We start from the raw sequence: 14,138 nt of genomic DNA on the forward strand, positions 1-14,138 counted from the left end.
GCTATGATCGCATTAAATACTATTCTGGATAAAACAAAAGGCGACCGTTGGATTTGGTTGATCATTATTCTTTTGTCGATGATCTCTATACTGACTGTATACAGTGCAACAGGAACAATTGCCTACAACAAAGGTGTTACCGTAGAAAAGTATTTATTATATAAGCACGTGATTTTTGTGGTTATGGGCGTTGTAATGATTTATGTGGCCCACTTATTGGACTACAGGTATTATGCAGGTATTTCAAAAATACTGATGTTAATTACCATACCGTTGTTGGTATATACATTGTTTACCGGTCAGATTAACGGTGCTGCGCGCTGGGTTCAGGTACCTGTTATTGGACTAACCTTTCAGACCTCAGATCTTGCGAAACTTTCTTTGATTACATTTCTGGCCAGGATGCTGACCAAAAAGCAGGAAAATATTAAGGATGTTAAAAATTCCTTCTTACCCATTATGGGTTCTGTGGTGATTGTTTTCGGTTTAATTGCTAAAGCCAATTTGTCGACAGGCTTGATGCTTTTTGGCGTGAGCATTCTGTTACTGATTGTAGGACGTGTAAGTATCAAACAGATATCTATTGTTTGTGTAGCTGGCGTTTTTATGATGGTCATCTTGTTTTTAACAACTGAACGTGCAGCAACATGGAACTCAAGGATTGAGGCGTTTATGCACCCTGAAAGACAAACATCAGATAAGAATTTCCAGGCAAACCACTCCAAGATTGCCCTGGCAACAGGGGGTATGTTTGGCAAAGGTCCGGGTAACAGTACAGAAAGAAACTTTTTACCGCATCCTTATTCAGATTTTATTTTCGCGATTATAGTTGAAGAATACGGCACGTTAGGAGCAATGGTTGTGGTAGTTCTGTATATCGTGCTGCTGTATCGGTGTGTACGAATAGTAACCAAAGCACCAAAGGCATTTGGCGCCCTGCTGGCGGCAGGGCTTAGTTTTAGTTTAACCATACAGGCCTTTGCAAATATGGCTGTAGCAGTAGGCTTAGGGCCCGTTACCGGTGTCCCTTTACCCCTGGTAAGCATGGGAGGTACATCACTGATATTTACCAGTATTGCATTTGGAATAATATTGAGTGTGAGCAAGGATGTAGAAGAGTACGGAAGTAAAAAGATAATAGTAGGCGAAATACCTGCAATGGCATAGCATAATGGGAGCAACAAGAATTATCATATCAGGTGGCGGAACTGGCGGACATATTTTCCCGGCAATTTCCATCGCGAATGCGCTAAAACGTATGAGGCCGAACTGTGAGATTTTATTCGTTGGGGCTACAGGACGTATGGAAATGGAAAAAGTTCCTGCGGCAGGTTATAAAATTGTCGGACTTAATATCGCTGGAATTCAGAGAGGGTCAATAGCTAAGAATTTGAGTTTGCCATTTAAATTGGCTGGAAGCTTAAGGGCAGCCCTAAAGCTCATCAAGGATTTCAAACCAGATGTGGTTGTCGGGGTTGGTGGGTATGCATCTGGCCCAATTCTTTTTGCAGCTTCAATAAAGAACATCCCATATCTAATACAGGAACAGAACTCCTATGCTGGGATCACAAATAAGTGGTTGGGCAAAAAGGCAGCTAAAGTTTGTGTTGCATTCGATGATATGGATCAGTTTTTTCCGCCATATAGTTTGATGAAAACCGGTAATCCGGTTAGAAAGGATGTGGTGAATATCACGAATAAGCACCACCAAGGTGCAGAAATGCTGAAACTGGATCCTTTAAAGAAAACAATATTGGTTACCGGTGGTAGTTTAGGTGCTGGAACCCTAAATAAAAGTATTGAAAAGCATTTGCCTGAAATCCTGAAAGCGGATGTTCAGCTGGTTTGGCAAACTGGAAAATTTTATTACAAGGGCATCATAGACAGATTGGGCGTCGATTTTCATCCAAATATTAGGATACTTGAGTTTTTAAATAAAATGGACATGGCGTATGCTGCTGCCGATTTGATCATTTCCAGGGCAGGAGCAGGTACCATTGCTGAGTTATGTCTGATTAAAAAGCCGGTAATATTGGTTCCATCGCCAAATGTGGCAGAGGATCATCAAACCAAAAACGCGATGGCACTGGTTAAGAATGGCGCTGCGTTGTTGATTAATGATAGGTCTGCAGAGGACACGTTGGTTAGTGAGGCTTTGGCTTTATTAAAAGATGAACTACGCATGCAGGCATTTTCAGAAAATATAGGAAAAATGGGCTTGCCTGATGCGGACGACCTGATTGCCCTGGAAGTATTAAGTTTAGCGGATGGGAGGGATGCAAGCTGATGGAACTAAATACAATTAAGCGCGTATATTTTGTAGGCATCGGAGGAATCGGTATGAGTGCAATTGCCAGGTACTTTTTAAACAGGGGCTGCGTTGTTTCTGGATATGATAAAACGAAAACAGCGCTTACCGAAACCCTGGAAGCGGAAGGAATGCTAATTTCTTACGTTGATGAGCCTTCTTCACTGCCTGGTAATTTAGATGCTGCCGATCAGGAATTACTTATTGTTTATACACCGGCTATTCCCAAAGACTCGTTGATACTTAATTATTTTTTAGATCATCATTTTGAACTAAGAAAGCGTTCTGAAGTTTTAGGAATTATTAGTAAAGGTCAATTTTGTATCGCAGTAGCCGGTACACATGGAAAAACCACTACTTCCTCCATAATTGCGCACATACTTAACGATAGTGGATTTGGATGTACGGCTTTTCTTGGCGGCATTGCTACAAATTTTAATAGCAACTTTTTGTTAGGTGATAATGATGTTGTGGTTGTAGAAGCAGACGAATATGATCGGTCGTTTTTGACCCTTCATCCGGATATCGCCGTAATCACTTCCATGGATGCAGATCATTTGGATATATATGGAGACGCAGTTCAGTTACAAGATTCTTTCAGGTTATTTGCAGGACAAGTTAAACCAAATGGTTCTTTATTTGTAAAAGCTGGTTTGCCCATTGTGGACGGAGAAACTTACGGAATTGATAACGACAAAGGTATCCGGGCCACAAATATTCAAGTTAAAGACGGGCGGTTCGTATTTGATTTCACTGACGGAATCCATCACCTTAAAGAGGTTGAATTGGCCCTTCCCGGCAGACATAACATCGAAAATGCTACTGCGGCAGTAGCTGCATCAATAAAAGCAGGTGTAGAACCTGAAAAGATTAAGGCTGCTATTGCTAATTTTAAAGGAGTAAAACGCAGGTTTGAATATATTGTTAATAGACCAGAGGTGATTTATATAGATGATTACGCACATCACCCTGAAGAATTAAAGGCCTGCTTTGATGCGGTTAGGGAATTGTATCCTAACAAAGCATTGTCAGTGGTGTTCCAGCCTCATCTATTTACAAGGACACGTGATTTCGCAACAGGCTTTGCTGAAGTGCTCAGTACAGTTGATCACTTGATGTTATTGGAGATCTATCCTGCACGTGAAAAGCCTATCAGCGGAATCGATTCCAGGTATTTGTTGGATCTGATTAGTCTGGAAGATAAAATGGCATGCACCAAGGAAGAGGTGCTGGAAGTAGTGAAACAAAGAAGGCCTGAACTTTTGGTAACGGTTGGGGCTGGAGATATTGATACATTAGTTAATCCGCTTAAAAATCTCTTAGCTTATGTTTAAAAGAATTAATTGGAGAGCGGTTTTTAAAGGTTTTGCCTGGATAGTCTGTCTAAGCGGTGTGATTGTGCTGATGAGTTTCGTTAGTGTAAAGCAAAAATCCATGGCGTGTAAAGACATAAAAATCCTTATTCCCGGTGCCGACAATTTTATAGAGCGCGAAGAGGTAGATGCTATACTGAATCAGAGCCAGGGTCGTTTAATAGGGCGAAACCTTGAGGATATTAATCTTGAGGAAATTGAAAAAAGTATTAAGTCTAACCCTTATATCGCATTTGCTACAGTTTATGCGGATATGGATGGTGTAATCAATATTGAAATTCAGCAACGCCAACCAATTCTAAGGGTAATTAATTCCAATGACCAGGACTATTACATTGACAGAGATGGATTAAAAATGCCAGTTTCCGGAAACTTCACTGCAAATGTGTTGGTGGCAAATGGAAAAATAATGGAGCATTTTAGTGGGAAGGTAGATACGCTGATTACAAAACTAGCTGCAGATTTGTATAAAACCGCATTATACATCAAGTCTGATACGGTATGGGATTCGCAGATTGAGCAATTGTATGTTAACGACAAAAATGACATAGAGCTTGTGCCCCGCGTAGGGATTCAGAGAATAATTTTGGGATCAGCAGATTCGCTTGATGTGAAAATGAAGAATTTGCTGGCTTTTTATAAACAGGCAATGCCGAAGGTTGGATGGGATACTTATAAGTCTATTAACGTGAAATACACGAATCAGATTGTGTGTGAAAAGAACAAAGTAGATTCGACTGCACTAGCAGCTGCTCCAACTAAATTTGGTGCCGACAGCACTCAAAGAGAGTCTCCTGATATTGATTCATTGATCCGCGAGGACATCAAAAAGGAAGAGACTGTTGTTAAAGAAAAGAAGAAAACAGATACCAAGAAAAACAAATAAATATACACTCAACAAATCAATATTGTTATGGGCAAAGAAAAATCATCCGTTCAATCTCCAATAGTAGTAGGCTTGGATATTGGTACAACCAAAATTTGCGTTATCGTTGGCAGGAGAACGCAGCATGGAAAAATCGAGGTTTTGGGCATCGGCAAGGCAGAGTCTGCCGGGGTAACCAGAGGCGTAGTATCCAATATCCAGAAAACAGTTCAGGGCATTTCGCAGGCGGTTGAACTGGCAAGCGGGCAATCTAATGTAGAGATTCGCGTTGTTAATGTAGGTATCGCCGGGCAACACATCAAAAGTTTGCAGCATAGGGGTATCCTTACAAGAAGAGAATTAAATAACGAGATAGGGAAAAAAGATATCGATAAACTGATTGATGATATGTTTAAACTTGTGATGCCACCGGGTGAAGAAATTATCCATGTGTTGCCACAAGAATTTACCATCGATAATGAGCCGGGTATTAAAGATCCAATAGGAATGGCAGGAGTAAGGCTTGAGGCCAATTTCCATATCATATCCGGGCAAGTTACCGCAGTAAAGAATATCATGAGGTGTGTAACCAATGCAGGCTTACAAACTCAGGAATTAATATTAGAGCCATTGGCTTCTTCAGAATCAGTGTTGAGTGATGAAGAAAAGGAAGCTGGTATCGCTTTAGTTGATATTGGTGGTGGTACTACTGATATTGCAATCTTTCATGAAGGTATCATCCGACATACTGCTGTAATTCCTTTCGGTGGAAATAGTGTTACGGAAGATATCAGAGAAGGTTGTTCAGTAATGAGAAATCAGGCTGAATTGTTAAAAACAAGATTTGGATCTGCATTGGCAGAAGAAAATAAAGAAAACGAAATAATTTGTGTTCCCGGACTAAGGGGCAGAGAGCCAAAGGAAATTTCAGTAAAGAACCTCGCTTATGTAATCCAGGCCCGTATGGAAGAGATAATTGAGCATGTTTATTATGAAATTAAGTCTTCAGGCTATGAGAAAAAATTAATTGGCGGAGTGGTGATTACCGGTGGTGGCGCTTTGCTGAAGCACCTTTCGCAGTTGGTAGAGTATGTTACTGGCTTAGATTGCAGAGTTGGTTATCCAAATGAGCATCTTTCCAAGTACGATGACATGCCGAAGACTGTGTATGACGATTTGAAAAGTCCGATGTACGCAACCAGTGTTGGTTTATTGATAAAAGGAATTCAGAAAGCTGAAGAGTTAATTGAGGAAATGAAGCAGCCTGGTGTATATGTAGACACTCCGAAAGACAAAGAAAAAATTAAGCGCTCGGGAGGCGGATTGTTTGATAAATTGTTGGCAAAGACCAAGGATTTTATCAAAGATGATATGAGCGTTAGCGACGAAGATTACATTAAGCCGTAATACTTTTCAACAAACCACGATTTTTCCACATTGTTCACACTTGTGGAAAACGCCTGTTAAAAAAGTGTTAATATTACATAGGTAGATGAACAGGTAAAACAAATTTTTAAATAACTGATTCATAAAGATATGCAGTTCGAAATGTTAAAAGATAAGTCATCCATCATCAAAGTTATTGGTGTTGGTGGCGGTGGTGGTAATGCGGTAAACCATATGTACCGTCAGGGAATTACAGGTGTAGACTTTATAATTTGTAATACTGATGCCCAGGCCCTGGAGTTTAGTCCGATCCCAAACAAAGTACAGTTAGGCGCAAGTTTAACAGAAGGTATGGGTGCCGGGTCAATTCCTGAAGTTGGTAAAAACTCAGCAATAGAAAATATTGATGATATCAAACAAATGCTTGGTAGCACAACTAAAATGCTGTTTATTACTGCTGGTATGGGTGGTGGTACAGGAACAGGTGCCAGTCCTATTATTGCCAAGGCGGCAAAGGAAATGGATATACTTACTGTAGCCATTATTACAACCCCTTTCGCGTTTGAAGGTAAAAGGCGGAAAATGCAGGCAAATGACGGACTGGATGAATTAAAAAAGTATGTCGATTCTTATTTAGTTATATCCAACGACAGGTTAAGAGAGATATTTGGAAACCTAACCTTAGGTTCTGCATTTGCTCAGGCGGATGATATCTTAACAACAGCCGCAAAGGGAATTGCTGAGATCATTACTGTGCCAGGATATATCAACGTGGATTTTAAGGATGTTCGGACTGTAATGAAGGAAAGCGGTGTATCTATTATGGGTAGCTTTGCCTGTGATGGAGAAAATCGTGCCTTGAATGCAGTTGAAGGTGCTTTGGCCTCTCCATTATTAAAAGACAATGAGATTGAGGGTGCAAGATATATTCTCCTGAATATCAGTTCAGGATTACGTGAGGTTACCATGGATGAAGTAACGATTATCACCGATTACATTCAAGAAAAAGCAGGTCTATCTGCAGATTTGATCTGGGGTAATTGTATTGATGAAAATCTGGAAGATAAACTGTCGGTAACCATCATTGCAACTGGTTTCCAAACCAAGGAGCAACGTGAAGAAGATAAAAAGAATGTTAAGAAGATATCACTATTAACTCCCGAAGAAGCTCCTTTAGTTAGACCTGTGGAACCTGTCAACTCCTTCATGGCACCAAAGGCTGAAGTTGTTCATAATCTGGAGCCTGTGATGAAATTAAAAGAAGACACTAAACAGTCTGATCTTTTCGGTGACCTATTTAACACTGGAAAGAATAAGGTAGTGGAAGAGTCTGAAAATAGCTTTGTAAAGCATTCCTTTATGGAGGAAGAAGCCAACGAGGCAGAAGCTCAGAACGAATCAGGATTTGAGTTTGAAATCAAACTTGCAGAGACTGACTTCGTTTTTGAAACTCCGGCTGAAGTGTTCAACAATGACTTTGAGCCAGAACAAGAGTTGCAGGCTGAAGTGGGAGAGGATGATGATAAAAGCGACGAATCAATTGAGGATCAGCTGAAAAAATCCAAGGAACGCATTTTGAGGCTGAAAGATCTTAGCATGAAGTTAAGAACAAGTAACGGCCTTCAGGAACTGGAAAATGAGCCAGCTTATAAGCGTAAACAGATGAATTTACAACAAGTGCAGCATTCGTCGGAATCGCAGGTATCTCGGTTTACTTTGAGTAGCGATGAAGATGGAACTACAGAGATTAGACCCAACAACTCCTTTCTGCACGATAACGTTGATTAGACAATTTAATATTTTAAAAGAAGCCTTAGCAATTTGTTAAGGCTTTTTTGTAATTATTGATTATCCGTTATAATAACCCTAAATTTGCAGCATAATAACTTAATACTATAGCATTGGATATTTTTGAAAAGATAGCGAAGCATATGGGCCCGATCGGGCAGCACCATAAATGGTCACATGGATACTTCTCATTTCCGAAATTAGAGGGAGAGATCGCTCCACATATGAATTTTCGCGGTAAAGAACATTTAGTTTGGAGTTTAAATAATTACCTGGGCTTAGCCAACCATCCCGAGGTTCGAAAAGCTGACGCGCAAGGTGCAGCAGAATTTGGTATGGCATATCCTATGGGAGCGCGCATGATGTCTGGCAACTCCAAATATCATGAGCAACTGGAGCAGGAGCTTGCAGCATTTGTGGGAAAACCGGACGCATTCTTGTTAAACTTTGGTTATCAAGGGATGGTTTCCATCATAGACGCCCTTGTAGACAGGAATGATGTTATTGTTTATGATGCCGAGTCTCATGCCTGTATAATAGACGGTTTGCGTTTACATATGGGTAAACGCTTTGTTTATCAGCATAATGATATTGATGGCGCAAGAAAGCAATTGGAACGCGCTACTAAATTAGTAGAACAGACCGGTGGTGGTATACTATTGATCACCGAAGGGGTTTTTGGTATGTCTGGTGCACAGGGTAAACTAAAGGAACTTGTTGCACTTAAAAATGAGTTCAACTTCCGTATTTTGATAGATGATGCTCACGGCTTTGGAACAATGGGTCCCACCGGTGCAGGTACACATGAAGAGCAAGATTGCATAGAGGGGGTGGATGTATATTTTGGAACTTTTGCGAAGTCTATGGCTGGTATTGGAGCATTTGTAGCTTCCAGCGTAGAAATCACCAATTTCTTCCGATACAATATGAGATCTCAAACTTTCGCAAAGGCGTTGCCGATGCCAATGGTTATTGGCTTGCTTAAGAGACTTGAATTGTTAAAGAACAATCCGGAGCTAAGAGAGCGGTTATGGAATATTGCCACAACACTTCAAAGCGGCCTCAAAGAACGCGGATTTGATATTGGCGTTACTAATACAATGGTTACTCCGGTGTTTCTTAAAGGGGAGCTATTAGAAGCCACTGCGCTTACTATGGACTTACGGGAAAATTATGGTATTTTTTGTTCTATTGTAGTATACCCGGTGATCCCTAAAGGATTAATCGAATTAAGGTTAATTCCTACAGCTATGCATACACTTGAAGATGTACAGCGGACTCTGGACGCTTTCAGTGAGGTTTCTGACAAACTTAAGAATGGTTATTACAAGGAAAACCAGTTCGTAATGGAATAAGATAATTCGCAATAACAAAAAAAGCGCCTTGAACTTCAGGGCGCTTTTTTGTTATTATGACATCATTACTTAATTGCTGAGCTTTTTAGATTCGGCAACAATTGCCTGTCTAAGTGAATCAGATACTTTTACCAATGGAAGCCTTAAATGGTCTTCGCAAACTCCGAAATACGCCAATGACGCTTTCGCACCTGCAGGATTACCTTCCGCAAACATCAATCTTGTAAATTCAATTAACGAAAGATGCAATGGCAAAGCTGCATTGTAATCTCCTTTAAGGGATAGTCTGATCATGTCAGAAAGTTGTTTTGGCAATGCATTACCAACTACTGATATTACCCCAACTGCACCAAGTGCGATCATTGGTAAAGCTACCGGGTCATCCCCAGAAATCAGTAAAAAGTCTTTCGGCTTATCGCGCATAATCTGGTTGAACTGATCAAAATTTCCAGAAGCTTCTTTTATTCCAAAAATATTTTTGAAGTCGTACGCCAATCTGCAAGTCGTTTCCGCAGATACATTGCTTCCAGTTCTGCCAGGAACATTGTATAACAATAATGGGAGCTCACTAGCTTCGCTTAACGCCTTATAGTGCTCATATATACCTTGTTGAGTCGGTTTGTTATAATAAGGGCTGGCTGAAAGAATCGCATCATACCCGTCTATTTTAAAATTGCTAACCGAGTTGGCAATAGAGGCGGTATCATTGCCACCAATGCCAGCAATAAGCGGTAAACGACCGTTGTTAACCTCTGCTGTAAATTCCCAAATTTTCTTCTTTTCGTCCTTATTAAGGGTTGATGCTTCACCGGTGGTGCCTAATGATACCAGGTATTCTACATTTCCATCAATCTGGTAATTGATCAGGTTTTTTAACCCGTCAAAATCTACCGATCCATCTGCCTTAAATGGTGTAACCAATGCTACACCTGTTCCATGAAATTTGTTCATTTTACTTTATTATTTCAACATCTCAAATAAATCATCCTCTGTTATCAGTGGTACATTTAGTTTTTTCGCCTTATCCAGTTTAGACGGACCCATATTTTCACCTGCAAGGAGATAGTTAAGTTTAGCAGAAATGCCGCTTAGTATTTTGCCTCCATTACTCTCGATCAAATCCTTCAACTCCTCTCTGCTGTAATTTTCAAAAACGCCCGAAATTACAAATGTTTTTCCAGTTAATTTCTCACTTTGCAATGCTATTTCATTTTCTTGTGCCTGAAATTGCAAGCCGAAGACTTTTAGCAGGTTAATTTGCTCTATATGATCCGGCTTAGCAAAGTATTCGGTAATGCTTTCTGCTATCCGCTGACCAATTTCATCGATACCCATTAACTCTTCGACGCTACTAGTCATCAAATTATCAATGTTTTTTGTACCAAATGCAAGTTTTTTAGCTACGGTTTCGCCAACGTAGCGTATACCTAAACCAAACAGCACTTTTTCAAAAGGCATCTTTTTTGATTGTTCAATTCCGGCTAACAAGTTTTCTATGGAGCGTTCACCAAACCTTTCCAGCGTTTTTAGTTCATCAGCTTTGTTTTGCAGTAAATAGAGGTCGCTGATGTGCTTTACCAATCCTTTCTGATAAAAAGTTTCAATCGTTTCATCGCCTAATCCATCTATATTCATTGCCTTTCTTCCAATAAAATGTTGAATTTTACCCACAATCTGCGGGGGACATCCCTCATCATTGGGACAGTAAAAAGCAACCTCTCCATCCTTACGTATAAGGCGCGTCCCACATTCCGGGCAATCAACCGGATATATAACAGGTTTCGCCCCTGCAAGTCGCTTATCCAAGTTTACATTGATAATCTTTGGAATAATTTCTCCGCCTTTTTCTACATATACGCTGTCTCCCAAGTGCAAATCCAGGCGCTCAATTTCGTTGGCATTGTGAAGTGTAGCCCTTTTTACGGTAGTACCAGCAAGCTGTACAGGTTTCAGGTTGGCTACCGGTGTTACCGCGCCAGTTCTGCCAACCTGGTAGGTTACGCGTTCCAATACAGTCTCTACCTCTTGGGCTTTATATTTGTAAGATATTGCCCACCTGGGAGATTTGGCAGTAAAGCCTAACTCTTGCTGTTGTGCATAGCTATTTACTTTAATGACAATACCATCAATATCGTAACTCAGTTTAAACCTTTCATTACTCCAATGCTCAATAAATGCTAAAACATCTTCAATTCCATTCACCAACTTAGTATCATCAGATACCTTAAAACCCCATTCTTTCAACGCTTGCAAGCTATCCCAATGTGTTTTGAAGTAATTTTTATCGGTATTTAAAGAATACAGAAAACAATCAAGTGGTCTTTTTGCTACCTCTGCAGAATCCTGCATCTTTATGGTTCCTGCCGCGAAGTTTCGCGGATTCGCGTATTGAATTTCACCCAGCTCTTCACGTTCCTTATTTAATCTGGCAAAGGCAGCCCTGTGCATAAAAATCTCACCCCTGATCTCGAAAACCGGAGGAACATCTTTTGCTTTAAGTAGGTGTGGGATCTTATTTAAAGTTTTAACATTCGTCGTTACATCATCACCTTTACTGCCATCACCACGGGTAACAGCTCTTATCAATTTATCGTTTTCATAGGTAAGACTAATCGAAAGGCCGTCAAATTTCAGTTCGCATACATATTCAAAATCCTCGCCAATTGTTTTTCTAACACGCTCATCAAAATCTCTAAGGTCTTGCTCGCTGTAGGTATTACCCAAAGACAGCATTGGCCACCGGTGGTTAACTGTAACAAATGATTTTGTGATGTCGCCTCCAACTTTTTGTGTTGGAGAATTTGGATCTGCCAAATCCGGATGCTCCAATTCCAGCTTCTGAAGCGCTTCCAGCTTTTTATCGAATTCATAATCGGCGATGGTTGGCATCGCCAAAACATAGTAATTGTAGGTATGCTGATTAAGTTCCTTAACCAGCTCGTCCATTTTGTCTTTTATATCGAGGAGTGACATGGAACGAAGATACAAATTAAGCCTATTTTAACTGGCGCTCTATATCTACAAAAATCGATAAATATTGTTCTTCTAACTGTTTCGCAAATACAATGAGCTGTTTGGTCAACATAGACAATTGTTCTTCAGTAAAGGGGTTGTTCCAAACACGCATGCAAATTCGGTTCAACGCATAAGAGATGTTTTCTAATTTTTGGTAGCTGAAAAGATATCTGTTGGTAATAAAACCGTTTAAGAAGTTAAAAAATATAGTCGTGTTATCTAATTTGCTTTTTACTAGGAACTGTTCAGTAGCCAATTGATCAGCTGCTGCCAGCGCATTGTAAAACGCTTCAACGCTCAAATTTCCGTTTATAATGAGTAAATGATCAAGAACCAGTTCAAGGCCAATGTGCGCCAGGAAAAATGGTTTAACCACAGTGGTCTCCATTATCGGCAGTAGCAACTGCTTCAGCTGTTGGGTTTGGTAGGTAAAGAAATCAGATGAATGGAAAAACGCATCAACCTTTATGTGCCGCTCCCAACCTTTATAAATGCTCAACTGATTGTCATTCCCGGTGAAAAGATGAGGTGTTTTAGCGGGGTAGAGGTTAATTCCTTTGTCCGCATTTTTAACAAAATCCGGCAGTACAACACCAAGGATCATGTTCACATCCGGGTTATCTCGCTCAAAATAAAAATGGGAAAGGAAGTTCATTACTAAAAGTAAGGATTTTTATCTGCCCAGCAGGTTTTTTGGATCAGAGTAATTATAGGATAACTCAGCTTTTCCTATATTTGCCGCAAAAGGATACAAAAATGACCAATTTTATTGAAGAGTTGAAGTGGAGAGGTATGTTGCACGATGCGATGCCTGAAACAGAAGAGAAACTAAATGCAGGAATGTGCTCAGGGTATATCGGATTTGATCCCACTGCAGATTCTCTTCACGTTGGTCATTTAACCCAAATCATGACATTGATTCACTTCCAGCGGGCCGGTCACAAGCCTTACGCATTGGTAGGTGGTGCAACTGGTATGGTTGGAGATCCTTCCGGAAAATCTGACGAACGTAATCTGCAGACCGAGGAAATGGTGCAGCACAACCTGGCAGGGATGAAAGTGCAGCTGGCCAAGTTCCTTAACTTTACAGACGAAGGTAATGGCGCTGTAATGGTCAACAATATAGACTGGTTTAAGAATTTCAATTTCCTTGATTTTATAAGGGACGTAGGGAAGCATATCACTGTCAACTACATGATGGCTAAAGACAGTGTTAAGAAGCGTTTGGAAGGTGATACAGGTATGTCATTTACAGAGTTCAGTTACCAGCTAATCCAAGGTTACGATTTTTATTACCTTTGGAAACACCACAATTGTATTATTCAGATGGGCGGTTCAGACCAATGGGGAAACATTGTTACTGGTACAGAGTTGATTAGAAGAAAGGATGCCGGTGCGGCATATGGGTTAACGACACAGCTTATTAAAAAAGCAGACGGAACCAAATTTGGTAAAACAGAAAGCGGCGCGGTTTGGTTGAATCCTGAGAAAACATCTCCTTATAAATACTACCAGTTTTGGTTAAATGCCAGCGATGACGATACTAAAAAGTGGATCAGGATTTTTACGCTGAAAAGCAAGGAAGAAATAGAATCATTAGAAGCAGCGCACAACGAAGCTCCGCACCTGAGAACTCTACAAAAGGCACTCGCGGAAGACATCACAGTTAGGACCCATTCTGAAGCAGCTTTAGAGACGGCTATCAAAACTTCTGAATTCTTGTTTGGAAACGGTGCGCTGGAGTTTCTTCAAACCCTGGATGCCAAAAGTGTTTTGGAAATATTTGAAGGGGTTCCTCAATTTCATATTTCAAAAGTTGAACTAAGCAGTGGAATAGATATAGCTACGCTTCTGGCAGAAAAAACAAATGTATTTCCTTCAAAAGGAGAGGTTAAGAAAACAGTTCAGGGGGGCGGACTTAGTGTTAACAAGCTTAAAGTGGCTGATGCAAGTGCTAGTTATAACAATGCTGATTTAATCAACGATCAATTCATCATAGTCCAAAAAGGTAAAAAGAATTACTTTTTGATCATAGCTGAATAACAATT

The 14,138-nt window shown here is 40.3% G+C and carries 11 protein-coding genes; 8 read left to right on the top strand and 3 right to left on the bottom strand.

What is annotated here, in order from left to right; all coding sequences use genetic code 11:
- The first annotated feature begins 3 nt into the window (after positions 1-3).
- From ACXZ1K_RS08135 to ACXZ1K_RS08165, 7 genes are all read left to right on the top strand, one after another.
- Complete coding sequence (locus ACXZ1K_RS08135) at positions 4-1,167, top strand: FtsW/RodA/SpoVE family cell cycle protein (protein ID WP_458972883.1); 1,164 nt, start codon at positions 4-6, stop codon at positions 1,165-1,167.
- A 4-nt stretch (positions 1,168-1,171) separates the two neighbouring features.
- Positions 1,172-2,287, top strand: a complete 1,116-nt coding sequence (gene murG, locus ACXZ1K_RS08140) for an undecaprenyldiphospho-muramoylpentapeptide beta-N-acetylglucosaminyltransferase (protein WP_458972884.1) — start codon at positions 1,172-1,174, stop codon at positions 2,285-2,287.
- On the top strand, positions 2,287-3,642 hold the full coding sequence (gene murC / locus ACXZ1K_RS08145) for a UDP-N-acetylmuramate--L-alanine ligase (RefSeq protein ID WP_458972885.1): 1,356 nt from the start codon (positions 2,287-2,289) through the stop codon (positions 3,640-3,642). Before murG ends, murC begins: the two co-directional genes overlap by 1 nt.
- Positions 3,635-4,567 (top strand): cell division protein FtsQ/DivIB, encoded by a 933-nt coding sequence (locus ACXZ1K_RS08150; protein WP_458972886.1) that lies wholly within the window; start codon positions 3,635-3,637, stop codon positions 4,565-4,567. Before murC ends, ACXZ1K_RS08150 begins: the two co-directional genes overlap by 8 nt.
- A 27-nt stretch (positions 4,568-4,594) precedes the next feature.
- Positions 4,595-5,953 carry a cell division protein FtsA gene (gene ftsA, locus ACXZ1K_RS08155; protein ID WP_458972887.1) on the top strand — a complete coding sequence of 453 codons (1,359 nt, stop codon included), beginning with the start codon at positions 4,595-4,597 and terminating at the stop codon, positions 5,951-5,953.
- Between the two features lie 129 nt (positions 5,954-6,082).
- Positions 6,083-7,720: a cell division protein FtsZ gene (gene ftsZ, locus ACXZ1K_RS08160; RefSeq protein WP_458972888.1), complete on the top strand. Its 1,638-nt coding sequence runs from the start codon at positions 6,083-6,085 to the stop codon at positions 7,718-7,720.
- A gap of 113 nt (positions 7,721-7,833) precedes the next feature.
- Positions 7,834-9,075 carry an aminotransferase class I/II-fold pyridoxal phosphate-dependent enzyme gene (locus ACXZ1K_RS08165; RefSeq protein WP_458972889.1) on the top strand — a complete coding sequence of 414 codons (1,242 nt, stop codon included), beginning with the start codon at positions 7,834-7,836 and terminating at the stop codon, positions 9,073-9,075.
- A gap of 69 nt (positions 9,076-9,144) precedes the next feature.
- Here the strand turns inward: ACXZ1K_RS08165 and dapA are convergent, their stop codons facing one another.
- Genes dapA through ACXZ1K_RS08180 form a run of 3 tightly spaced genes read right to left on the bottom strand, consistent with a single transcriptional unit; the run spans position 9,145 to position 12,745 of the window.
- On the bottom strand, positions 9,145-10,026 hold the full coding sequence (gene dapA / locus ACXZ1K_RS08170; RefSeq protein WP_458972890.1) for a 4-hydroxy-tetrahydrodipicolinate synthase: 882 nt from the start codon (positions 10,024-10,026) through the stop codon (positions 9,145-9,147).
- A 9-nt stretch (positions 10,027-10,035) separates the two neighbouring features.
- Entirely contained in the window at positions 10,036-12,048 is a 2,013-nt protein-coding gene (ligA, locus tag ACXZ1K_RS08175; protein WP_458972891.1) for an NAD-dependent DNA ligase LigA, read from the bottom strand.
- A gap of 22 nt (positions 12,049-12,070) precedes the next feature.
- Complete coding sequence (locus ACXZ1K_RS08180; protein WP_458972892.1) at positions 12,071-12,745, bottom strand: ACP phosphodiesterase; 675 nt, start codon at positions 12,743-12,745, stop codon at positions 12,071-12,073.
- Positions 12,746-12,846: 101 nt separating this feature from the next.
- Here ACXZ1K_RS08180 and tyrS point away from each other — a divergent pair, with 101 nt between their 5' ends.
- Positions 12,847-14,133 carry a tyrosine--tRNA ligase gene (gene tyrS / locus ACXZ1K_RS08185; protein ID WP_458972893.1) on the top strand — a complete coding sequence of 429 codons (1,287 nt, stop codon included), beginning with the start codon at positions 12,847-12,849 and terminating at the stop codon, positions 14,131-14,133.
- Positions 14,134-14,138: the final 5 nt, after the last annotated feature.

Source organism: Pedobacter jaeyakensis (genome assembly GCF_054461315.1).